This is a genomic window from Rhizobium sp. T1470, from assembly GCF_042140505.1.
In the GTDB taxonomy this organism is placed as follows: domain Bacteria; phylum Pseudomonadota; class Alphaproteobacteria; order Rhizobiales; family Rhizobiaceae; genus Rhizobium; species Rhizobium favelukesii.
Map to the genome: position 1 here is coordinate 2,833,974 of NZ_CP148091.1, position 22,750 is coordinate 2,856,723.

Genomic DNA, 22,750 nt, shown 5'->3' on the forward strand with positions numbered 1-22,750 from the left:
GTTAACGAATCACTCTTAAAGATCGATCAAATAGTGCTGTGCCTCCACAGGCAACGCCAAAATCGAAAGTCCTGTCATGAGCGATTCCGATATCTTCGATCTGTCACCAATCGCGATGTGGATCGAGGATTTCAGCGGGGTCAAGGCATCGCTGGCGCGCCGAAGGCGTCGTCGACATTCGGGCCTACTTGGGAGACGACACAACCCGCGTCGCGTCCTGCTCGCGGCTGATCCGCGTTCTGCGCGTCAACCGCAAGACATTGGAACTCTTCGAGGCCAACGACCTCGACCACCTCGTCGCGAATCTCGGTTCCGTGTTTCGCGATGAGATGCTCGAAAGCCACGTCAACGAATTGGCCGAACTCTGGGAGGGCAAGACAGAGTTCACCAGCAGCGCCGTCAACTACACGCTGTCCGGACGCCGGCTCGATATCCAGCTGCGCGGCTCGGTGCTGCCGGGCCATGAGCAGTCGCTGGCGCAGGTGATGCTGACGACGGAAGATGTTACGGCGCGCGAGGAAGCGCGTCGCAAGGAGTGCGAAAACCGCCGCTACGCCGAAGGCATTTTCGAGCATTCGCCGGTCTCCCTCTGGGTTGAGGATTTCAGCCAGATCAAGCTGCTGCTGGAGAATGTCGGCGATCGCGGCATCGACGATTTCAGGGTCTTCACCGATGTCCATCCTGAGTTCGTGCGCCAGTGCATGAGCGAAATCCGGGTCATCGACGTTAATCAGGCGACCCTCGATCTGTTCTGCGCGCCCGACCGTCACACACTTCTGCAACGCATGGGCGAAGTCTTTCGGGACGATATGGAAAAACACTTCCGCGAACAGCTGATCGAACTGTGGAACGGCAGGCTTTTCCACCAGCGCGAGGTCATCAACTACGCGCTTGACGGCTCGGAACGCTACGTCCTCCTGCAATTCTCCGTCCTTCCCGGTCACGAAGCCGACTGGGCACTGGTGCAAGTGGCGCTCACCGACATCACCGCACGCAAGAAGGCAGAGGCCTATCTCGAATATCTCGGCAAGCACGACGTGCTGACCAAGCTGCGCAATCGCGCCTTCTATGCCGACGAATTAAACAGGCTCGAGCGCAAGTCGCTGCGTCCGGTCTCTGCTGTCATCATCGATCTCAACGGCTTGAAGGAGGCAAATGACCAGCTCGGACATGATGCCGGCGATGCACTGTTGCGCCGCCTTGGCGAGGTCTTGAACGGCGCTGCCGCGCAACCCAATCATGCGGCCCGCATCGGCGGCGATGAATTTGCAGTGCTGATGCCTGGCGCCGACAAGCTGGCTGTCGCCACGATGGTCGAGACCATCGGCGAACTCCTCAAGATCAACAACCAGTTCTACTCCAATGCTCCGCTCAGCATTTCGCTCGGTGTCGCGACAAGCGAGCCCGGCGAAACGATGGAGTCGATGGTGCGGCGTGCCGATATTGCCATGTACACGCAGAAGCGCGCCTACCACGCCAGCCGCAAGGCCGACGAACAGGGCGGCGCGGCCACGAACGAAAAGTCCGCCTCGGCCGCCTGAACACTGCCAAGACGCCCGCCCCGGCCTTCAGTGACGCTGGCGTGAAATCCTGCGCCTAGATGCGTGTTCGCAAGGGCGAAGCGCATATCGCGACGCACAATAAAAATCGATTGCATGCTACCAATTTTGTTTCAAACGGTTATATGAAGCCCCGTGGCTTGCTGCATGCTTCCTCCCAAAGCGCCTGCCGAGCCACCGCCGACCCGTCGTTTCGACGGCTTCAACGGAAAATTTCCGGCGCAAACAAGAACAAGAGGTACAAGACAGTGGCTGGTATCATCACCAACAATGCCGCGACGATACGCCCGGCATCGACTTCCCCAGCAGCGAATTATCAGTTTGCCCTTGTGGCCCTGACATCGCTGTTCTTCATGTGGGGCTTCATCACCTGCCTGAACGACATTCTCATTCCGCACCTGAAGAACGTCTTCCAGCTGAACTACACGCAATCGATGCTGATCCAGCTCTGCTTCTTCGGCGCATACTTTATCGTCTCCCTCCCCGCCGGCGCGCTCGTCAAGCGTATCAGCTATAAGTGGGGCATTGTAGCGGGCCTCCTCATCTCGGCGATCGGCTGCGCGCTCTTCATTCCGGCGGCGAGTTACCGTGTCTACGCTCTCTTCCTCGGCGCCTTATTCGTGCTGGCAACCGGGATCACCTTGCTGCAGGTGGCAGCGAACCCCTATGTCACGGTGCTCGGCCCGCCCGACACGGCTGCAAGCCGCCTGACGCTGACACAGGCATTCAATTCGCTCGGCACCACGCTTGCCCCGATGTTCGGCGCGTTCCTGATCCTGTCCGCTGCGACGGCCGCCGTTGCCGGCGCGACACCCGAACAGCTGGATGCTCTGAGACTGGCAGAAGCCGGCGCCGTGAAGCTTCCCTACATGATGCTGGCTGTCGCCTTCCTGTTGCTGGCAGCGCTCTTTGCAGCCCTGAAGCTGCCGCACGTCGAAGGCGCCGAAGACATCGAGCCGATTACCGGTGGCGGCTCGGCCTGGCAGCATCGCCATCTGGTGCTCGGCGCGGTCGGCATTTTCCTCTATGTCGGCGCAGAGGTGAGCATCGGCAGCTTCCTCGTCAACTTCATGAGCCAGCCGGACATTGCCGGCTTTTCGGAAACCGAGGCCGCTCATCACGTGTCCTACTTCTGGGGCGGTGCGATGATCGGCCGCTTCGTTGGCGCTGTCGTGATGCGCTACGTCAATGACGGCAAGGCATTGGCCTTCAATGCAGTCGCAGTGATCCTGTTGCTGCTGCTCACCGTCTTCTCGGGCGGTCACGTGGCCATGTGGTCCGTGCTGTCAATCGGCCTCTTCAATTCGATCATGTTCCCGACGATCTTCAGCCTGGCGCTGTACGGTCTCGGAAAATATACCAGTCAGGGCTCCGGAATCCTTTGCCTGGCCATCGTCGGCGGCGCGCTGCTACCGCTGGTTCAGGGCGCCCTTGCCGACACCGTCGGCATACATCTCGCCTTCCTAATGCCGGTTCTGTGCTATGCTTACATCGCCTTTTATGGGCTGAAGGGGCACCGGCCAACCTGACCTTTTCAAGGCTCGCTTCGCCGCCCCTGCGGCGAAGCGTCTTGGCGCTTGCGCCATCCCTCGGCCCTTGGCATGGTGCAGTGCAAAATCCAGGGAGTCGCACCGATGAAAGCCTTGCTTCTAGTCGATATTCAGAATGGCTTTTGCCCGGGCGGCAACCTCGCTGTACCGGACGGCGACGACGTGGTTCCCATCGCAAACCGGCTGATCGAGAGCGGCAAATACGACCTGATCATCGCCTCCCAGGACTGGCATCCGCCCGGCCACGGCAGTTTCGCCTCCTCTCATCCCGGTAAGAAGCCATTCGAAGTCGGCACACTTTTCGGCAAGCCGCAGATGCTGTGGCCGGATCATTGCGTCCAGGGTACGCCGGACGCGGAACTGCATCCAGACCTCAAGATGGGGAAGATCGATCTCATCCTGCAAAAGGGTGAGAATCGCAACGTCGACAGCTACTCCGCCTTTCGCGACAATGATCAGGACGCGCTGACGGGGCTCGCCGATTTTCTCGAAGGCCAGGACGTCACGGAACTCGACGTTTGCGGTCTCGCAACCGATTATTGCGTGAAGTTCTCGGCATTGGACGCGATCGAGATGATGCCGGGCGTGCGGGTTCGCTTTGTCGAAGATGCCAGCCGCGGTATCACGCCCGAAGGCGTCACGGCCGCGATCGAGGAGATGCGCGAGCATGGCATCGACATCGTCACCAGCCGGAAGGTTCTGGAAGGCTGATCACTCCGTCGCATTCCGCTGCAACTGATAGACGTCCTCGGAAAAGTCATCCATGCGTCTGGTGAGGGCGGCCTGCGCGTCTTCAAGCCCCTTCTTGTAACAGGCGGCGCCAACTACCTTCGCAAAGAATTCGAGAACGAACTCCGCTTTGAGGAGGCCGATCGGCTGGTCCAGCTCGCGGTCGAAATAATGCTGGATCCGTGCAATGAGCTCGGCCTTCTCTTCCTTCGAAAATTCGATCTGATTCATGTTCTCTCCGCGAACGGCAATCGGTCACGCGTGCATCGTTCAGCGAAATCGATCGTTCAATCAAGGAAATTTGCTTGCGGCAGATACCGCCCCTCCTTAGACGGGGGCAAGATTCCAGAAGGATTGTCGCCGATGAGTCGCGCTGATTTTTTCGACGGTTTGCGCGGTGGTTCAGCCGTTGCGCTGGCCTCGGCCCCGTTCGGGGCTTTGTTCGGAGCACTGGCGGTCGATAACGGCATGTCGCTTGCAGAAGTGACCTTCATGAGTGCCACGGTCTATGCCGGCGCGAGCCAGATGGTCGGCATCGAGCTCTTTGGTCATAACGTCCAGGCGTGGCTGATCGTCGCCTCCATTCTGGCTGTCAACTTTCGCCATGTCCTCTATTCGGCGGCAATCGCGCCTTACATCAAACACTTCTCTCCGATCCAGAAGTTCTTCACCTTTTTCCTGCTGGTCGATCCCCAGTTTGCGGTAACGGCAAAACGCGGCGAATCAGGCAAGCCAGTCACCTTTGTCTGGTATCTCGGCTTTGGCATCATCATCTACATACCCTGGGTCCTGGTCAGTCTGCTCGGCGGCCTGCTCGGCAGCTTCATCGGCGACCCGAAATCGATCGGACTGGACATCCTGCTGCCGGCCTATTTCCTCGGTATCGTCCTCGATTTCCGTCATCGCGACAATTTTCTGCCGGTTGCCGCCGTCAGCGCGGTCGCCTCTGTTATCGCCTATCATTATGTCGGCTCGCCTTGGCACGTCAGCCTGGGTGCCGCGGCGGGCATCATCCTTGCCGCCCTGTTCCCGCCCCCGCCTCGTGAACAGGAACTCGAATCCGATCTTCACGAGGTATGACGATGGCCTTCGATCTTCATATGGCACTCGTGATCGCCGCTGCGGCAGTTGCAACCTACGCGACCCGCATCGGCGGCTATATCCTCATCACCACGATGAAGCGGATTCCGCCGCGCATGGAGGCCGCGCTTGCCGCAGTCCCTGCCGCGGTCTTGACGACCCTTGTCGCGCCGGCCTTCTTCACCGGCGGCTGGGATTCGAAACTGGCCCTGCTCGTCGCGCTCCTCGTCGGCTTGCGGGTCTCGCACACCTGGATGCTGATTGCCGCCTGGCTCGTCGTCATGGGCTGGCGTCACACGATCGGCATGTGACGCCACCGGCGGCGAGCAAGGCCGCCGCGCTTAATATTCCAGCGGCAGCGTCGCATTTTCCAGCCACGCCTTGACGTCGTGGTCGTGGATCAGCGGCATCAGCGCGTCGCGGGTGCGCTCATGATAGCCGTTGAACCAACGCAGCTCGTCATGCGTGAGACGTTCGGGAATGACCAGACTGCGGTCGATTGGGCAGAAGGTCAGCGTCTCGAAGCCCAGCATAGGCATGTCGCCGCCGTCGATCGCCTCGGCCTCGCGCACATAGATCAGGTTCTCGATACGGATACCGAAGGCGCCGGGGCGGTAGTAGCCCGGTTCGTTTGAAAGGATCATCCCGGGCAGCAGCTCCTGCGTTGAAAGCCTCGAGATACGCTGCGGACCTTCATGCACCGAAAGATAGGAGCCGACGCCATGGCCGGTGCCATGGGCGAAGTCGACGCCGGCCCGCCAGAGCGCAATGCGGGCGAGCGGATCGAGATCGCAGCCACGCGTGCCCTTGGGAAAACGTGCGGTGCTGATCTGGATCATCCCCTTCAGCACCAGCGTGAAGAAACGTTTGTGCTCCTCGGTGACCGCGCCGATACCAACGGTACGGGTAATGTCGGTCGTACCGTTGATGTACTGGGCGCCGGAATCGATCAGGAAGAGCTCGCCGGCTTCCAGGTTGCGGTTCGTTTCTGTCGTCACACGATAGTGCATGATTGCGGCATGTTCGCCGGCACCGGAGATCGTATCGAAGGAAATGTCCTTCAACGGGTTCTGCATGCTTTCGCCGACGCGGCCGCGCAATGCTTCCAGCTTTTGCGCAACTTCGATCTCGGTCACGGTCCCGGGCTTCGTCTGCGAGAGCCAGTAGAGAAACTCGACCATCGCTGCTCCATCCTGGAGGTGCGCGGCCGCGGAGCCGTTTATCTCGACGTTGTTCTTGACCGCCCGCGGCAGTTTGGCAGGATCGTTGCCCTCTGCGACCTCACCGCCTGCCTTGCGAATGATCTCCGCCAGGGCATAGGAGGTCAGGTCCGGATCGACCAGAACTTTACCGCCATCCTTCGCAACAGCCGCGAGCTTCTTGTCGAGTTCCGAGGGCGGAAGCTGTACGCACATCTGCGCGAGGTAGGCTTCGGCCTCGATGCCGGTCTTGCGCTTGTCGAGGAAGAGATCCGCGTTGCCGTCGGCATAGATGATTGCTCGCGCCAGCGGGTGCGGCGTGTGCGGCACATCGGTACCGCGAATATTGAAGATCCAGGCGACTGAAGACGGATCCGCAATCAGCGCCGCCTTGAGATTCTTCGTTGCAAGATCGGCGGTGATGGTTGCTATCTTCTCCGTCGCGAGCACGCCCGCCTGGACGATGTTCTGGATCATCACCTGCCCCAGCGGCTCCTGCGGCCGGTCGCTCCAGAGCTTGTCTAGAGGATTGTAGGGCAGGACAACGAGCGAACCGCCAATCTCGGCAAGCGCCTTTTCGAGCCGCCTCACCTCTGCTCCCGAATGGAGCCAGGGATCGATGCCGACACGCAAGCCCCTGGAGCCGTTCTTGGCGAGCCAGTCATGAGGCGGCTCGTTCACAAGATCTCCACCAATGAAGACGGAGTTGTCCACTTGCTCGGCAAGTTGTGTCACGTAGCGCCCGTCCACGAAGACGATCGCCTCGGAACGCGTTACCAGCGCGACGCCCGCCGACCCTGTGAAGCCCGTCAACCACGACAAGCGCTCCGCGCAAGCCGGCACATATTCGCCGTTGAACTCGTCGGCGCGCGGCACAAGAAAGGCGTCGATATCAAGCGCGTCAAAACTTGCGCGCAAGGCCGAGACGCGATTTCGGCCGAATTGTGGCGTCGAGGTGACTTCGAAAGACTGGAACATGCTCAATAACCCGGTTTCTTGGACGAATCCGCTGCGAAAGGACACGTCTATGTTATCGGAATCTCAGACGAATACGAGAAATTCGCGACGTGACGTGTGAGCGAAAGCCGCGCAATAATCCGGCGGAAATGAGGCGCCCATTCGCAAATTGGCACGCTTTATGCATTCCACGCATGGCTCCCATGAACGAAACCCTCTCCCTCGACTTTTCTAAATCGCTATATAGGCGCCATCAGACTGGTTCGAGACGAACCTGAAACGAAACAAAAGGAATTTTGATATGACTGCCCTTCTGTCGCGCTTCGCTTACAGCAGCCCGGTACAGGCTGGCGAACGCCAGACTGTGCGTCACGTCATCGGCTCGCGCCGTCCGCTCAATGAGGACACCCTCAATCTGCTGGGCGCCGGCCAGAAGGTTACGCGCCGCCAGGTTGCAACCAGCTACGCGTTCTGAGCAACTCGCCGCTCCGTTCTCCTCCTCCCTCATCGGACCGGCGATCAGAACCAGTAGAGCCCGCTCGAGCGCTCCTCCTCCTTCGAGCTCGCGGGCATTGACCGGGAAACTGGTCCGAAGGCGGTGCCATTGGCACCGCCTTTTCTTTTGTCTCACCTCAAGGACGATCGAGATGGATCGTCACCCAGCCATTGCGCCAGATCGTGCGGACGTGCCGCAAATGCGCACCGTTATAGGCGGCCAGCACCTTCCAGCGCTGCGCGGCCAGAATACCGGAGAGAATGACCGAGCCTCCTGGCGCCAAATGGTTCACGAGCTGCGGTGCCATCTTGATGAGGGGTCGCGCCAAGATGTTGGCGATGATCAGATCAAAGGGGCCATGCGCGCCAAAGGCGGTGGAGTGAAACCCCGGCGCCGTCTCGGTGGCGATGCCGGACGCGATGCCGTTGCGCCGAACGTTCTCGGCAGCGACCCGCGTCGCGATCGGATCAATGTCCGTTGCTAGAACAGGAATATTCCGCAGCTTCCTGACGGCAATCGCCAGAACGCCGCTACCAGTCCCGAGGTCGAGCGCATTCCGCACCCGGCGGGAACGAAAGACAGCGTCGATCGTCTCCAGGCAGCCAGCCGTCGTGCCGTGATGACCGGTACCGAAAGCCTGGCCGGCGTCGATCTCGATCGCAATGTCGCCGGAGCGCACCTTGTCGCGGTCGTGCGATCCGTGGACGAGAAAGCGCCCCGCCCGAACCGGCTTTAGCCCTTCAAGCGACTTCGCCACCCAATCGACATCGGGAATCACTTCGCGCTCGACTTTGGCCTCGGGAAAGCTCACCTTCAGCGCTTCCTCGACGCGCGCGCGAACCTGCAGTTCGTCTTCGCGCATCATGTAGACCGAGGCTTCCCAAATATCCTTCCTCTCATCGATCTCAGTGGTCGCGATTGCGAAGTCTTCTTCGCCGAAGACATCGGACAGCAGGTCCAGAATCTCTCCTGCCTGCACTTCGGTCGTCGTCACATAAAGGCGTATTTCACTCACAAGCGGTCTTTCTTCTATAGTGCGCCATCGATCCAGGGCGGCGACTGCGTATCATATCCGGAAACGTCGTGAAGCAATTTTTGTCGGAATGCGGGTATTCGCAAAAGTAAGGGGACGGCAAGATTGCGGATCGCGATCGCCACCGGATGCTTCATGGTAATAAGCGATGTCAGTTGATGCGTCTGCTTCAACACCGTCTTCACCGCCGGCATCCTGAGACCCGCATATTCACGCTCCCGCCCTTCCGAGATGAGCCAGGCCAACCAACACGCGTCCTCGATGCCAAGGTTCATCCCCCGCGCACCGGCCGGCGAATGAATATGCGCTGCGTCGCCGGCAAGAAACACGTTGCCCCTCGCCATCATGGCGACGTGGCGGAAATGAATGCGGAAATCGGACGCCCAGACGCGCTCGGCGACCGGCGCGGGATGTTGGATTCGGCTCTCGAAATCGGGAAGCGTTGAGATGTAGCGCAGCACATCGCGCGTGACAGGCAGACGACCGATCATGCCTGGATCGAACAGGCTGATCTCGGCAAAACCGGGATCGATCGGCACAGCATAACGAAAGTCCGCCAGATAGAAGCTGCTCTCCAGCGCCTGCCCGGGAAAGCCGATGCCGACGGCCCTGCGCACCGCCGAATGGGCGCCGTCGGCAGCGACCACGATATCGAAATCCGCCGCTTCGACCGATCCATCTGCCTTCCGTAGCGTTACCCGCGGCTTCGAAAGATCCCCGGAGACCGTCTCCACCGCCGTTTGCCACTCTGGAGCAACCTCATAGTCGGAAAGCTTGCCCAGCAGCAGCCGCTCGGTATGCCCCTGTGCCAGGGCCTGGATTGCGCTGTAGGGGCCGGGAACCCTCGTCGTGTCGATGTCGGCAAGCAGTCTGCCCTTGGAGACGATGCGGAAGTGCGCAATCCGCTGCGCCTCCTGCAGGATCGTGTCCGTCACGCGCGAAGGCGAAAGAAGCGTCAGCGTTCTGGCATTGATGCCCAGCGCACGGCTTTCCGTCAGCGGCACGGGTCCGGCGTCGCTGTCGACGATACGCGCAAGGAACCCGCGTCGGGCAAGTTCGAGGGCAGCAGCCAGGCCGGACGCGCCGGCCCCGGCGATCAAGATGCTGCGATGCCCTGACGCCATGCCGTCATCCCTTGCTGACGAGGTTCTCCAGTTTCTTTACAGCCGTATCGGGATTTTCGCCATAGGCGATGGTACCGGAGAACCGCCCTGCCGAATCGAGCAGGAAGACCGAGGCCGTGTGGTCCATCGTGTAGTCACCGTTCGGATTGCTCTCGTCCACGGGAACCTTCTTGGCGTAGACGCGGTAACCCTTGATGACGTCGGCAACCTTGTCGGGAGCGCCGGTGATACCGACAATGCGCTTGGAGACATTGGAGACGTACTGGTTCATGACGTCAGGCGTATCGCGCTCCGGATCGACAGTGACGAAATAGGCCTGAAGCTTCTTGCCCTGCGGATCGACTTTCTCCAGCCAACCATTCATTTCGAACAGCGTTGTCGGACATACCTCCGGGCAATGGGTAAAGCCAAAGAAGAGCGCCGTCGGCTTGCCGCGGAAGGCCTGCTCCGTGATTGGTTGGCCGTTCTGGGCGACAAGCGTGAATGGCACGCCGAACGGTCCCTCGGATACGGCCTCTTTTGTCTTGGTCACATTGAGCGTCAGCCAGCCGAGAATTCCGGCCATCACCAGCACCGCAACCCAGACCGCAATGCGGACAGTCTTCATCGATCGAACCTCTGAGATCGGGACCATTCCCGTTTCCGGGTGATATCGCCTCGTTCTTCACGGTGCAATTCAACAAGATGTTTTCCAGGCGGCGACCGATTGCCCCACCAGCACACGGAAAAGGCGCAATCAAAATTGGAAACTCCTGTATTTACAAACACATATTCGACGCAACAAAGGCAACCTACAATCTTTGAGCGTTAGTAAATACTTAAAAATGCATATCTATATTTAGCGATGGATAGAACGGTCGCCGTTCTCGTGACATGACGTCTGCCTGGCATTTCAACCCCGGCTATCCGCGTGAGCGCAAGATACATGCCGCGTCTCATCGCGGAGGGGATGATCGTCACATGAGCGATATGAAAGTGCGCAAGAGCCTCTCCGTTGGCCAGAGGCTCGGAACGCTGGCCGGTGCGGCATTCATCGGCTTCGGCGCGATGCTTGGAGTCGGCTGGTACCAGAATTCGAGCGCCGACGCCGCTCTGAGGCACGCCAACGAGATCCAGGCCAGCGTCGATCACATCAACGAGCTGCGCACCGCAAATCTCACTCTAATTCTTGCCGCCATGGACACTATCGTCGATCGCGGCGATCGCGCCGTGATGCCCGAACGCCTTAAACTAATGAACGAAGCAATCGGCGAGCTACAGAGCAGTTCCAAGGAAATGCACCGCCTCGAAGAAGAGCTAAACGCGGGAGGCCTGCTCTCCACGTATGATGCAGACGTGGCGACGCTGGGACAGAATATCGTCGGAGACCTGAAGGCTGCCGTCGATTCTGCGGCGCCTGACAGTGAATTCGACAGACTAGATGACGCCATCGACGGTGGCGGCAAAAAGGTGGGGGCGACACTGGAGAAGTTCGCGCGCCAAGGCGGCGAATTCGCCAAGAGGAAAATCGACGAAGCCAATGCGATCTCGCGGCGAGCGATTCACATCCAGCTTGCACTTGGCATCGTCGCTATCGTGACGATGGCGATCCTGCAGTACATCCACGGCGGCTCGATTCGCCGCGGCATCGAGGGCGTACGCACGAGCATGCAGGGGATCATGCGTGGCGATCTCAATCGCCACGTCCCCGCCACCGAGCGTGGCGATGAGATCGGCGACATGGCGCGCGCGGCGGAGAGCTTTCGCCTTGCCGCAATCGAGAAGCAGGAACTCCAGGCGCGAAGCGAAAGCGAGCGTCAGCAGAGCGATGCCGAGCGTCGCAGCCGCGAAACGGCAAAACTGGCAGATGCCGAAGCGCTCAATCGTGCAGTAAATGCGCTTGGCCAGGGCCTCACACGGCTCGCTGGCGGCGACGTGACGGTCACCATCGATCAGCCGTTCAAGCCGGAACTGGAGCGCCTGCGCAGCGACTTCAATGAGACGACGGCAACGCTGCGCCAGACGATGGCCGGGATCTCCCAGAACGGCGCTTCCATCCAGGCAAACAGCCGGCAGATGCGCTCAGCTGCGGACGACCTCGCAAAGCGCACGGAGCAGCAAGCGGCATCGCTCGAGGAGACCTCTGCCGCACTCGATCAGATCACGGCAACGGTTCGCAGCGCCACCAGCCGCGCCGAAGAAGTCGGCCACATGGTCGCCCATACCCGCCAGAACACCGCGAAATCAGACATCGTCGTCACCGATGCCATGGCGGCCATGGAGCGTATCGCAGCCGCCTCGCGCGAGATCGGAACGATCATCAACGTCATCGACGAGATCGCCTTCCAGACCAATCTCCTCGCCCTCAACGCCGGCGTCGAGGCGGCGCGTGCGGGCGAGGCCGGCAAGGGCTTTGCGGTCGTCGCGCAGGAAGTACGCGAACTCGCCGGTCGCGCTGCGGGTGCCGCCAAGGATATCAAGGCTTTGATCGGAAAATCCGGGGCTGAGGTGAAGGCTGGCGGTGAACTCGTGACGGCAGCCGGCGAAGCCTTGCGCCAGATCGGCGACGATGTTTTGCGTATCGACGAACACGTTAAGTCAATCGTAACCTCTGCACGCGAACAATCCACTGGATTGAACGAAATCAACACGGCCATCAGTCAGATGGACCAGGTCACGCAGAAAAACGCGGCCATGGTGGAAGAGACGAACGCTGCAAGCTGCGCGCTCGCCACCGATGCCGACAGCCTGATCCACCTGATCCAGACGTTCAAGATCGGCGAGGGCATGAATGCCCGTTCCACGCCGCGGGAAGCCACCGCAGTCTCGCATCCGAAACCATCTCCCGCACGAAGCCTGATCGGCAAGGTCGCGGGCGCATTCAGCGGCGGCGCAACCGCCAGAGCCATGGCCGCACCGGCCGGAGACAACTGGGAAGAATTCTGATCATGAACAACACCGTCATCAACCAGACCGGCTCGCATCTCGAGATCGTCTCGTTCCACCTCGGCGAGCAGGAATTCTGCATCGACATTATGGCGATCCGCGAAATCCGCGGCTGGGCGCCAGTGACCCCGATGCCGCACACGCCGCCGTACGTGCTTGGTCTCATCAACCTGCGTGGTGCGGTGATCCCGGTCATCGACATGGCCTGCCGCCTCGGCATGAAGATGACGGAACCGTCCGAGCGCTCCGCCATCATCGTCACCGACATTGCCGGCAAGCTGGTCGGCCTGTTGGTCGAACAGGTATCTGATATGATGACCATCAAGAGCGAAGACCTGCAGCCGGCGCCTGAGATCATCCCGGAAGCACAGCGCGCCTTCTGCCGCGGCATCGTGGCGCTCGAAAAGACCATGGTCTGCTTCCTGAACCTCGACACCGTCATCGCCGACGAGCTGGCACAGGCCGCGTGATCAGACCAGCCGGGTTTCGCTGTTAGCCCTGACCGCTGACAACACTTCCGAACCGCTTGCGACAGAACGTTGCAAGCGGTTTTTCTATGCCATTCTTCGGGCCGTATTGCAGGCTATCTCGTTGGCGAACGCCACCTCCGTCATGCGGTCCTTGGACATAGCCTTGTAAATCAAGGGCGAAGGCAGGCGTTTGAATGTCGTTGGAAAAGGCAATGGGATACGCAGGATGAGCGATGCAAAGACCCGCCACACCGGAGGATGCGGCTGCGGCGCGATCCGCTATAGACTCGACGAGGCGCCCCTATGTAGCGGCATCTGCCATTGCCACACATGCCGAAAGGTTGCTTCGGCTCCGACGCTGCCGTTCGTCACCTTTCCCGTGCGAACACTGGTGTATGAACAAGGAGCCCCGCGGGCTTTCGCCTCCTCGAAGGGCGTCGTGCGGACATTTTGCGGTTCATGTGGTTCCCCGCTCGGCTACCAGAACGATGCGGACCCCGGCTTGATCGACATCATGACCGTCAGCCTCGACGAGCCGGATGAGTATCACCCGACCTTTCACGTCTGGACATCCGAAAAGGTGTCCTGGGATATCATCTGCGATGACCTGCCGGCCCATCCCAAAAGCCGCACCTAACTCGACGAGCCACGCTGCTATTGCGGCTTGCCGTTTTTCCACAAAACGTTCTGGCCGTAGAGCGGGATGGTCGAGATCGCCATCTTGGCCGAGCCGTCGGTCAATTCGCGCGAATGCGCAAGATAGATCAACGTGTCGTTCTCTTTGTCGTAGATCCGGTTGACGACCAGCTTCTTCCAGATCAGCGACATGCCTGTCTTAAACACCTCGTCGCCGCCCTTCGACAGGTCGATGTCGCCGATCTCGATCGGCCCTGTCTGCCGGCAGGCAATGGAGTTGTTCGAGGGATCCTCAAACCAGTTGCCGTTCTTTACGCGGTCGATGACGCTGCGGTCGAAATAGGTGACGTGGCAGGTCACGCCTTTCACCTGCGGGTCGGCCACCGCATCGATGATGATGTCGTTGCCGATCCAGTCAACCCCAACCTTGCCGACGACGTCGGCCGACACGGTGCCAGCGCTAAGACCGATGAGTGACGCGGTGGCAAGCGCGATATAGCTCTTTGTGGACATGACGGCTCCCTGATTGCATCAGCATCTAAGGTAAGCGCGCCAGGGGTCTTTACAAGGAAGTGCTCACTGCTTCCTGCAGGTGCAGGCCTCATACCCGTTTGACGTCAGCCGGCCCGGCTTCATGCCGATCACAGCAGGAATGGCGTTCACGGCGGCGGCCCCGACGGCCTTTGCCATCGCGATCGCCGCATGCGCGCAGACGGCGGCATCTTCGGCTGCATTGTGATGCGCAAAGCGAAGGCCGAGATGCTCGGCGATCATGTTGAGCCGGTGCGATAGGAAATGCGGCCAGATCCGCTGTGCCATCTTCAGGCTGCAGAGATAGGTGAGTTCCGGATAAGACTGCCGATAGAGATCGAGGCAGGCACGCCAGACGCTAAAATCGAAAGCCGCATTGTGCGCGATCATGGTCGCGCCTCGGAAATCGTCGTGGAACTCGTCCATCACCTCCGGAAACTCCGGCGCGTCCTCGACCTGCTCCGGCCGGATGCCGTGGATGGCGATGTTCATGCCGGAGAACCGCATCTCCTTCGGCCGGATGAGCCGCTCCTCGACGCGCGTGACCTGGCCGTCCTCGATCCATGCCAGTCCGACCGAGCAGGCGCTTCCGCGCTGTTCGTTGGCTGTCTCGAAATCAATGGCGATAGTCTTCAACGAGGCTTCCGATTCGATTGTATCGATCTGGCATAGCCTTCCTGCCCTGTCGGCGCAAACCAGGCTGTTGACATCCGCAACCGGATTGCGAACATGGCGAGCATGAACGGATCGATGGCCATAACGCTTACGCTGACGACCACCACCCTTGCGGGGTTGGCGGGAGCCACGGTGCGCTAGAAGCAGTCCGTCCAGCCCCGAAACCCCTGCCGAGGCGAGCAGGGTTCGGGAACCGGCTCCCCTCGCAATGACAAGGAGAGTTGTATGCAGAATAATCCAAGCAGCAGAAAAGCACCTGTCGGACTGTTGATCCGAGCCATCCGTTCGTCCGACACCGAGGCCTTGGCAGCGCTGGTCAATCTGCCGGGCTTTCGGGCCGGGACCTTGCGTCCGCCCTACCAGAGTATCTAGAGCGCCGTACCTTTAATCGAACCCATAGCCTGCGGCTGTAAAATAGTTTCGACATTCTTGGCTGTTGAAGAGGTTACAGATGGATCCGAGCGCATTTGAGAGTGCGTCAAACGTGCGAGCGGCGGCGGCTCGGAGATGGGCCTTAATTTTGGCGAAGGCCATTTCGATCGGGTTCAAATCTGGCGAATAAGACGGCAGAAACAGGAGCCACGCACCAACTTCCTTGAGGCAGGCTTTGGCTTTATCGCTCTTGTGAACGCGAAGATTATCCAGGATGACGACATTGCCTGGTTCGAGTGTCGGCGCAAGCTGGGTCTCGATGTAGGTGTCGAAGATTTCCCGGTTCATCGGCCTGTCAATAATCCAGGGCGCAGTAAGACCGAAACAGCGCAAGCCTGCAATGAATGTCTGTGTCCCCCAGTGGCCAAAGGGCGCATCCGTGATGAGACGCTCGCCGCGCGGGGAGCGCCCACGCAGTCTCACCATCTTTGTGTTCACCGAGGTTTCGTCCAAGAAAACAAGTCGATGCGGTTCAAATCGCATCCGGGGTTGGCGTTTCGAAATCCAGACATCACGATCCTTTCGGATATCAGCGCGAGCGCGTTCCGACGCCATTATCTGTTTTTTTATATGTGTATCCCTGCGTTATCAAAACCGCGACAGGGACGATGGTGGAATAACCAATCCATGTTCATCCTCAAGGCGACGGGCAAGCTCTGGCATGGTGATATCCGGTTTGCCTTCGACCTGTGCGACCAGGAAATCGCGAAACGCCGACAGTTTCCCTGCACCTGGTGGCCTTCCTTGACGCGCGGGGGTTATCAGCCCAGTCCGCTCCCGGCGTTGCAGCAGCTTGATCGCACTGCTGTCGCTGATTGCGAAATGACGGGCAGCGGCTCGCCGTGATTGGCCGCTAGCGACCATGGAAACAACACGCTGACGAAGATCAACAGAATGAGATTTACCCATGTGATACCAACGAGCGCTAATCAAAACCGGTGCGCCCAGTCACGCATTCCAATCGACATGATCTTCCACGGCTGAGCGACCAGCTTGTTCCATGCGTCGCAGCAATGGGCGACGATGTCCTCGTAATCTTTGAAGATCCGGTTGGACAACCAGTTGTCACGCAGAAATTGCCACACGTTCTCGACGGGATTTAATTCGGGCGAGCGTGGCGGCAGGAAGAGCAGTGTGATGTTGTCGGGCACATCGAGCTTCGGCGTGACATGCCACCCCGCCTGATCAACGATCAGCACGGCATGAGCGCCGTCATCGACGGCCTGGCTGATTTCGATCAAATGCTGGTTCATGGCGCTGGTGTCGCAGTAGGGAAGAACGAGACCCGCACCTTTGCCCTTCTTGGGGCAGATAGCGCCGAAGATATAGGTCCACATCGTGCGTTGATCGTGTGGTGCCGAAGGCCTTGTTCCCCTGCGTGCCCATCGCCGGGGGATCTTGTTCTTTTGGCCTATCCGAGCTTCGTCGGCCCACCAGAGCTCAATCTCGACGTTCTTCGGGAGCCTGCCTTTGATGGCTGCCAGTGTGGCGGGGAACTTTTTTTAAAACTCTCCAGGTCGCCTTCGTTCTGGGCGTAATGGCGCGGGCGGGCAGACAGCTTTGCAAAGCCGAGCGCCTTCAATTCGCGGCCAATGGTCGTTTCATCGACGGATATCCGATATTCTTGGAACAGCCATTGAGCAAGATCCTTGCGCCGCCAGCGCACAACGCCATGCACCGCCGGTATCGGGCCACTTTCGACGATCTTTGCCAAAGCCTGGCGATGCACGTCGGAAAGCTTTCCTTGATTGCCGGGTGCTTTGCCATTGATGAGCCCCGACGGGCCACGCGCATTGAAGCGAATAACCCAGTCGCGGACAATTTGCAGGGTCACGCCTCCGATCCTGGCCGCATCGCTGCGGGAATGGCCATCATAGATTTCGGCAAGGGCAAGAAGCCGCCGAGCCTGTGCCGCATCCTTCGTGCCTTTGGCCAACGCCCGAAGAGCGAAGCCGTCGAAGTCATCGCGCAGTGGAATTCCTGATGTCATCCGCAAACCTCCGTTTGCGGTATTGATTCAGAACTCAACTGATTTGGAAACCTCAAAAAGAGTCAGAGATCGCTCACGCTGGTATGATTCACCTCCAACCGCAGTGAATCACACCAATACCCTCGTGAAAACCCCACTCGATTCTCAATTCAAGTGCGATGCTCTAAGAAACCCGCCGCCATGTCGAAAACAGCAATCCGGACGCGATGCGTCTGGTCGCAACCATCGACGGGCAAATCGTCGGCGACATCGGCATGACCCGCTTCCGCGGCCGTCGCAATCACGTCGCCAGCATCGGCATGGGCGTTCATGACGACTTTGCCGGCCGCGGTATCGGCAACGCGCTGCTCGCCGCCGTCATCGACGCCGCGGACAACTGGCTGAACATTAGTAAGCGCTCATTTCCATGCGCCTTTTCGCGTTGAGTTCTCTGCCGCATGAAGTGTCCACTTGAAATAGGTGGACACCAAATATGAATGACGAAGAGCAGAAGCTGCGTGTGCGGTTGGTGGGGCGTGATGGTCGGCGGCGCTATGATCCAGGATCAAAGGCGCGGCTTGTTACGGCTTGCCTCCAGCCTGGTGTTTCTATATCAGGCCTTGCGCTTGGCCATGGGGTCAATGCCAACCTTCTACGCAAGTGGGTCAAGGAGGCCAGGGAGGCTGGCTTGTCGGCGGTATCTGCAAGCTCGCCGTTTATCCCGGTCGTCGCAGCAGACGGCAGCCTGCCTGTCGGGATGCGCTCGCTGGATATACCGGTCGCGTATGGTGAAGAACAACCGGCATCACTGGAGAAGACGGCCCATCTGTCAGGTTTTTCCAAAATCAGCGCGTTGCTGCCGAACGGCGTGAAGCTTTCGCTGGAATGCGGTGATGTGGATGCGTTGACGGCGATCATCGGAGCTCTGGGTCATGTTCAGACTGGGCGCTGATATCAAGGTTTACCTGCACCGCGAGCCGATCGACTTCCGGGCCGGTATCAACAGCCTTGCGGTCCTGGTGCAGGAGGTGATGGAGCTCGATCCGTTTGCGCCTGCGGTCTTTGCCTTTTGCAATCGCCGCCGTGACCGGATGAAGCTCCTGTTCTTCGATCGGTCCGGTTTTGTGATGGTGCTGAAGCGATTGTCGGAAGACCGGTTCCGATGGCCACGTCGGGAGATGATGGTGGTAACGCTGACGACCGAGCAATTACACTGGATTCTCGACGGCATTGATATCGACGCGATGGTCCGCCATCCGGTTCGGCAATACCAGATCGCCGGCTGACAGTTCTCGACGTCTGCGGTTGACGGGGCGAAACGGTTCAGATTCAAGAATCTGATGATCCGACCCGGCGAACCCACTGTTGAGGAGTTGATGGCGCGCATTGCGGCGCTGCAGGCGGAGAACCGTCAGCTCACGGAACGCGTGGTCAAGCTCGAGGAAGAACTGGTGTTGGCGCGGCTTCATCGTTTTGCGCCGAAAAGCGAAAAGCACGTGGACCGCCTCTTCGATGAAGCCGAGCAGGTTGCCGATGAAGACGACGCCGGCGGAGACAATGGGGAGGTCGTCGACCTGCCGGACACGGGCTTTGCGGCGATCGAGAAGCCAGAGGGCAAGAAACGTGGCCGCAAGCCCCTGCCGGAACATCTGCCGCGCGAGCGCGTCGAATATGACCTTGCCGACGACCAGAAGGCCTGTCCTTGCTGCCGTCACCAGATGCATCGCATGGGCGAGGCCGTCACCGAGCAGCTCCACATCGAGGTGAAGGCCAAGGTCCTGCAGAATGTGCGGCTCAAGTATGCCTGCCGCCATTGCGATCGCACCGGGATCAACACGCCTGTTGTCCTTGCGCCAATGCCCGCGCAGCCCTTGCCGGGCAGCATCGCCACGGCCTCGACGCTGGCATTTGCTCTTGTTCACAAATATGTCGATGGCACGCCGCTCTACCGCCTGGCCCAGGCCTTCGAGCGCGCCGGCGTTCCCGTCAGCCGCGGTGCTCTGGGCCATTGGGTGATCGGTTCGAGCGAGAGGCATCTCTCCCGCATCTATGACGCGCTGAAATCGCGGCTCAGGTCTCAAGCCATCATCCATGGCGACGAGACGACGGTCCAGGTGCTGAAGGAAAAGGACAGGGAGGCCACCAGCACATCATTCATGTGGGCGTATCGGAGTGGAGAGGACAGCGACGAGCCGATCGTGCTGCTCGATTATCAACCCGGCCGCGGCCAGATTTATCCGCAGGCCTTCCTCGGCGATTACCACGGCATCCTGATGAGCGATGGCTATTCCGCCTGGCGCACGCTGGCAGGGGCCACCCATCTGGGATGCATGGCGCATTCCAGGCGTCGCTTCGTCGATGCCCTCAAGGCAAGAAAGAAAGGCGGCGGTCCGCCGGAGCAGGCGCTGAAATTCTTCGAGCAGATCTACCGGATTGAAAGCCAGGCGCGCAACGCAAAGCCTGACAAGGGCGAAACGCAAGCCGATTGCATTCGCCGTTTCCGCCAGCAACACAGTGTCCCCATCCTGAATGCTCTCAAGGTATGGCTCAACGACATCGCCCCGAAGGTCTTGCCCGACAGCAAGATCGGCGATGCCGTGTCCTATACCCTAAATCAGTGGGACTACCTGACGCGCTACACAGAAGACGCCAGGATGCCGATCGACAACAACCTACTCGAGCGCGATATCAGAATTTTTGCCACTGGCAGAAAATCCTGGCTGTTCAGCGACACCGTGGACGGAGCGAGGGCCAGTGCCGTCGTCTACAGCCTAATGCTGACCTGCCGAGCTTGCGGCATCGAACCCTTGGCCTACTTGCGCCACGTGCTTACCGAACTGCCGCAGCGCGCAACAGATTCCGACATCACTGATTTGCTGCCCTTCAACTTCGCCAAAACTACCGCTGCCTGATCCGATAGGGCCGTCACAAAGCGACCCACGTCAAATGGGCCACGTCAACGCGCATGGAAATGAGCGCTTACGAACATTATGCGCCTTGAATTGACAGTCTACACCGACAACGAAGCCGCCCTCGCCCTCTACAGAAAGTTCGGTTTCGAAGAGGAAGGCATACTTCGTGCCTATGCCTTCCGGGCCGGCACCTACGTCGATGCTTATGCGATGGCGCGCATCAAGCGGTAGTAGGAGGCTCTGAGATGAGCGGAACCGATGCCCTCACCCGCCAATCAGCGCCAGCCACTCGTCCTCGTCCATCGTCTGGACACCGAGTTCGCGTGCCTTGTCGAGCTTCGAGCCGGCGCCCGGTCCCGCAACGACGATATCGGTCTTCTTCGACACCGAACCGGCGACCTTGGCGCCGAGGCTTTCGGCCCGCGCCTTGGCCTCGTCGCGCGAAAACTTTTCCAGCGAGCCGGTGAAAACGACGGTCTTGCCGGCGACAGGGCTGTCTGATGTCACCGCCTGTTCGGCGGGCAACGGCCTCTTGTCGTCGAGTTCGTCCAGCAACGCGCCGATCACCTTGATATTACGCGGTTCCTTGTAGAATTCGACGATAGCGCGGGCGACAATCTCACCGATGCCTTCGATAGCGTTCAAGTCGTTCCAGGCATCGCCGGAAAGTGGTGCAGCCTCCTTCATCGCCGCCTCGAAGGCGTCATAGGTGCCATAGGAGCGCGCAAGCAGTTTCGCGGTTGTCTCGCCGACATGGCGTATGCCGAGCGCATAGATGAAGCGGTGGAGCGCGATAGTGCGGCGCTCGTTGATGGCGGCGTAGAGCTTGCCGACACTGACCTTGCCGAAGCCGTCGATATTTTCGAGCTTGGTCAGTGAATCCGCCTGCCGCTTCTCCAGCGTGAAGATATCGGGCGCGGTGCGGATCTGCAGCGCGCTGTCCTCATTATCGAAGAAGAAGTCGATTTGCCTGGAGCCCAGGCCCTCGATGTCGAAGGCATTGCGCGAGACGAAATGCTTGAGATGCTCCGTCGCCTGCGCCGTGCAGATGAAGCCGCCGGTGCAGCGGGTGACCGAATCGAGCTTGCCGGTCTTCTCGTTCTTCTCACGCACCGCATGGCTGCCGCAGACCGGGCAAGTTTTCGGGAATTCGTAAGGCCTGGCCTCGGCCGGACGCTTCTCCATGACGACGTCGAGCACCTGCGGGATGACATCTCCTGCCCGCTGCACGATGACCGTATCACCGATCCGGATGTCGTGTCCCACTTCGCGAATACGTTCGCCCGAATTGCCGATGCCTTCAATATAATCGGCATTGTGCAGCGTCGCATTGGTAACGACGACGCCGCCGACAGTGATCGGCGTCAGGCGTGCGACCGGCGTCAGAGCGCCGGTGCGGCCAACCTGGATGTCGATATTTTCGACCATCGTGAAGGCCTGCTCGGCCGGGAATTTATGTGCGGTCGCCCAACGCGGGCTGCGCGAGCGGAAGCCAAGACGGGCCTGCAGCTCAAGGCTGTCGACCTTGTAGACGACGCCGTCGATGTCGTAGTCGAGATCGGGCCGCTTCAGGCCGATCTCATCGTAATGCGCCAGGATATCGGCGACGGAGTTCAGCCGCTTCATCAGCGGATTGACGGGAAAGCCCCATTCCTTGAACTTCTGCACCATGTCGAATTGCGCCTTCGGCAAATCATTGGGCTCGGAAATCTCGCCCCAGGCGTAGGCGAAGAACTTCAGCTTGCGGCTCGCTGTCACTTTCGCATTGAGCTGTCGCAGCGAGCCAGCGGCGGTGTTGCGCGGATTGACGTAGGTCTGCTTGCCCGCCGCCTCCATCTGCTTGTTCAGCGCCAGGAAGTCGCTCTTGGCCATATAGACTTCGCCGCGCACTTCAACGACGGCCGGAACGCCCCGGGGCAACTCGTTCGGGACTTCCTTGATGGTGCGGATATTCGCGGTGACGTTTTCGCCCGTCGTACCGTCGCCGCGAGTCGCTGCGTTTACAAGTTTGCCGTTCTCGTAGCGGATCGACATGGAGAGGCCATCGATTTTCGGCTCTGCCGTAAAGGCAATCGACTGGTCCGGCAAGCGGCCGAGGAAACGATAGACGCTGGCCACGAAGTCCTGCACGTCCTCCTGCGAGAAGGTATTGTCGAGCGACAGCATCGGCCGCGCATGCACGAGGGGTGCGAATGTGACTGAAGGCGCGGAGCCGACACGCCGCGACGGGCTGTCGTCGCGGATCAGTTCCGGAAAGCGCGCCTCGATCGCGTCGTTGCGCCGCTTCAGCGCATCATACTCGGCATCCGAAATCGCCGGGCGATCCTCGCCGTGATAGAGCTCGTCGTTGCGGGCGATCTCCATCGCAAGCCGCTCGAGCTCGGCGGCGGCATCTTCGATCGTCAGGGCATCAACGGCTATGGTTTCGGTCGACATACGGCTCTCACTCCACGGAATCTGGAGTCGTTTTAGA

General features: G+C 59.8%; 22 protein-coding genes and 3 pseudogenes. 15 read left to right on the forward strand and 10 right to left on the reverse strand.

Annotated elements, in window-relative coordinates:
• The first annotated feature begins 76 nt into the window (after positions 1-76).
• The 3 genes and pseudogenes from WGT02_RS14310 to pncA all read left to right on the forward strand — a co-directional run bounded on the left by WGT02_RS14310 (position 77) and on the right by pncA (position 3,820).
• Positions 77-1,541 (forward strand): annotated as a pseudogene (locus WGT02_RS14310) (diguanylate cyclase domain-containing protein).
• A gap of 266 nt (positions 1,542-1,807) precedes the next feature.
• Entirely contained in the window at positions 1,808-3,088 is a 1,281-nt protein-coding gene (locus WGT02_RS14315) for a sugar MFS transporter (RefSeq protein ID WP_024313593.1), read from the forward strand.
• Between the two features lie 105 nt (positions 3,089-3,193).
• Positions 3,194-3,820, forward strand: coding sequence for a bifunctional nicotinamidase/pyrazinamidase (gene pncA / locus WGT02_RS14320; RefSeq protein ID WP_208250140.1), 627 nt, complete (start codon positions 3,194-3,196; stop codon positions 3,818-3,820).
• Here the strand turns inward: pncA and WGT02_RS14325 are convergent, their stop codons facing one another.
• Positions 3,821-4,069, reverse strand: coding sequence for a DUF2164 domain-containing protein (locus WGT02_RS14325; protein WP_208250137.1), 249 nt, complete (start codon positions 4,067-4,069; stop codon positions 3,821-3,823).
• Positions 4,070-4,201: 132 nt separating this feature from the next.
• On the opposite strand from WGT02_RS14325, the gene WGT02_RS14330 reads away from it, so the two are divergent.
• Together WGT02_RS14330 and WGT02_RS14335 are read left to right on the forward strand one after the other, a co-directional pair.
• Complete coding sequence (locus WGT02_RS14330) at positions 4,202-4,918, forward strand: AzlC family ABC transporter permease (RefSeq protein ID WP_024313596.1); 717 nt, start codon at positions 4,202-4,204, stop codon at positions 4,916-4,918.
• Positions 4,919-4,920: 2 nt separating this feature from the next.
• The gene (locus WGT02_RS14335; RefSeq protein ID WP_024313597.1) at positions 4,921-5,229 is read left to right on the forward strand and encodes an AzlD domain-containing protein; all 309 of its coding nucleotides are present in this window, start codon (positions 4,921-4,923) and stop codon (positions 5,227-5,229) included.
• Positions 5,230-5,259: 30 nt separating this feature from the next.
• Here WGT02_RS14335 and WGT02_RS14340 read toward each other — a convergent pair whose 3' ends face one another.
• Positions 5,260-7,095 (reverse strand): aminopeptidase P family protein, encoded by a 1,836-nt coding sequence (locus WGT02_RS14340; protein ID WP_208250135.1) that lies wholly within the window; start codon positions 7,093-7,095, stop codon positions 5,260-5,262.
• A gap of 280 nt (positions 7,096-7,375) precedes the next feature.
• Here WGT02_RS14340 and WGT02_RS14345 point away from each other — a divergent pair, with 280 nt between their 5' ends.
• On the forward strand, positions 7,376-7,549 hold the full coding sequence (locus WGT02_RS14345) for a hypothetical protein (RefSeq protein WP_208250133.1): 174 nt from the start codon (positions 7,376-7,378) through the stop codon (positions 7,547-7,549).
• A 157-nt stretch (positions 7,550-7,706) separates the two neighbouring features.
• Here WGT02_RS14345 and WGT02_RS14350 read toward each other — a convergent pair whose 3' ends face one another.
• Genes WGT02_RS14350 through WGT02_RS14360 form a run of 3 tightly spaced genes read right to left on the reverse strand, consistent with a single transcriptional unit; the run spans position 7,707 to position 10,334 of the window.
• Entirely contained in the window at positions 7,707-8,585 is an 879-nt protein-coding gene (locus tag WGT02_RS14350) for a 50S ribosomal protein L11 methyltransferase (RefSeq protein ID WP_208250131.1), read from the reverse strand.
• A gap of 14 nt (positions 8,586-8,599) precedes the next feature.
• Positions 8,600-9,727: an NAD(P)/FAD-dependent oxidoreductase gene (locus WGT02_RS14355; RefSeq protein WP_208250129.1), complete on the reverse strand. Its 1,128-nt coding sequence runs from the start codon at positions 9,725-9,727 to the stop codon at positions 8,600-8,602.
• A gap of 4 nt (positions 9,728-9,731) precedes the next feature.
• The gene (locus WGT02_RS14360) at positions 9,732-10,334 is read right to left on the reverse strand and encodes an SCO family protein (RefSeq protein WP_024313601.1); all 603 of its coding nucleotides are present in this window, start codon (positions 10,332-10,334) and stop codon (positions 9,732-9,734) included.
• 353 nt (positions 10,335-10,687) lie between these two features.
• Here WGT02_RS14360 and WGT02_RS14365 point away from each other — a divergent pair, with 353 nt between their 5' ends.
• The 3 genes from WGT02_RS14365 (at position 10,688) to WGT02_RS14375 (ending at position 13,759) form a co-directional block, all read left to right on the forward strand.
• Positions 10,688-12,652: a methyl-accepting chemotaxis protein gene (locus WGT02_RS14365; RefSeq protein ID WP_208250127.1), complete on the forward strand. Its 1,965-nt coding sequence runs from the start codon at positions 10,688-10,690 to the stop codon at positions 12,650-12,652.
• Between the two features lie 2 nt (positions 12,653-12,654).
• Complete coding sequence (locus tag WGT02_RS14370) at positions 12,655-13,122, forward strand: chemotaxis protein CheW (RefSeq protein ID WP_018858340.1); 468 nt, start codon at positions 12,655-12,657, stop codon at positions 13,120-13,122.
• Between the two features lie 226 nt (positions 13,123-13,348).
• Positions 13,349-13,759: a GFA family protein gene (locus WGT02_RS14375; protein WP_024313603.1), complete on the forward strand. Its 411-nt coding sequence runs from the start codon at positions 13,349-13,351 to the stop codon at positions 13,757-13,759.
• 17 nt (positions 13,760-13,776) lie between these two features.
• Here WGT02_RS14375 and WGT02_RS14380 read toward each other — a convergent pair whose 3' ends face one another.
• Together WGT02_RS14380 and WGT02_RS14385 are read right to left on the reverse strand one after the other, a co-directional pair.
• Positions 13,777-14,271: a CreA family protein gene (locus WGT02_RS14380; protein WP_024313604.1), complete on the reverse strand. Its 495-nt coding sequence runs from the start codon at positions 14,269-14,271 to the stop codon at positions 13,777-13,779.
• A gap of 63 nt (positions 14,272-14,334) precedes the next feature.
• On the reverse strand, positions 14,335-14,925 hold the full coding sequence (locus WGT02_RS14385) for a 3'-5' exonuclease (RefSeq protein WP_024313605.1): 591 nt from the start codon (positions 14,923-14,925) through the stop codon (positions 14,335-14,337).
• Positions 14,926-15,189: 264 nt separating this feature from the next.
• On the opposite strand from WGT02_RS14385, the gene WGT02_RS14390 reads away from it, so the two are divergent.
• Positions 15,190-15,336 (forward strand): hypothetical protein, encoded by a 147-nt coding sequence (locus WGT02_RS14390; protein ID WP_318246551.1) that lies wholly within the window; start codon positions 15,190-15,192, stop codon positions 15,334-15,336.
• Positions 15,337-15,348: 12 nt separating this feature from the next.
• On the opposite strand, the pseudogene WGT02_RS14395 reads toward WGT02_RS14390, so the two are convergent.
• Together WGT02_RS14395 and WGT02_RS14400 are read right to left on the reverse strand one after the other, a co-directional pair.
• A pseudogene (locus tag WGT02_RS14395) lies at positions 15,349-16,305 on the reverse strand (IS630 family transposase).
• Positions 16,306-16,325: 20 nt separating this feature from the next.
• Positions 16,326-17,386, reverse strand: a protein-coding gene (locus tag WGT02_RS14400) for an IS630 family transposase (protein WP_208247307.1) whose coding sequence is annotated in 2 segments (ribosomal slippage) — positions 16,326-16,894 and positions 16,894-17,386 — 1,062 coding nt in all. Because the reading frame shifts where the segments join, the coding sequence is not laid out codon by codon here.
• Between the two features lie 206 nt (positions 17,387-17,592).
• On the opposite strand from WGT02_RS14400, the gene WGT02_RS14405 reads away from it, so the two are divergent.
• The 5 genes and pseudogenes from WGT02_RS14405 to WGT02_RS14425 all read left to right on the forward strand — a co-directional run.
• Entirely contained in the window at positions 17,593-17,811 is a 219-nt protein-coding gene (locus WGT02_RS14405) for a GNAT family N-acetyltransferase (RefSeq protein WP_225039683.1), read from the forward strand.
• Between the two features lie 47 nt (positions 17,812-17,858).
• Positions 17,859-18,317 (forward strand): transposase, encoded by a 459-nt coding sequence (locus WGT02_RS14410; RefSeq protein WP_208245161.1) that lies wholly within the window; start codon positions 17,859-17,861, stop codon positions 18,315-18,317.
• A complete protein-coding gene (gene tnpB, locus WGT02_RS14415) occupies positions 18,298-18,651 on the forward strand; it encodes an IS66 family insertion sequence element accessory protein TnpB (protein ID WP_208245162.1) in 354 nt (117 codons plus the stop codon). Before WGT02_RS14410 ends, tnpB begins: the two co-directional genes overlap by 20 nt.
• Before the next feature lie 54 nt (positions 18,652-18,705).
• Entirely contained in the window at positions 18,706-20,277 is a 1,572-nt protein-coding gene (locus tag WGT02_RS14420) for an IS66 family transposase (protein ID WP_208245164.1), read from the forward strand.
• Between the two features lie 72 nt (positions 20,278-20,349).
• Positions 20,350-20,508: pseudogene (locus tag WGT02_RS14425) on the forward strand (GNAT family N-acetyltransferase); the annotation flags it as partial.
• A gap of 33 nt (positions 20,509-20,541) precedes the next feature.
• Here WGT02_RS14425 and ligA read toward each other — a convergent pair.
• Positions 20,542-22,713 carry an NAD-dependent DNA ligase LigA gene (ligA, locus tag WGT02_RS14430; protein ID WP_208250125.1) on the reverse strand — a complete coding sequence of 724 codons (2,172 nt, stop codon included), beginning with the start codon at positions 22,711-22,713 and terminating at the stop codon, positions 20,542-20,544.
• Positions 22,714-22,750 lie beyond the last annotated feature (37 nt).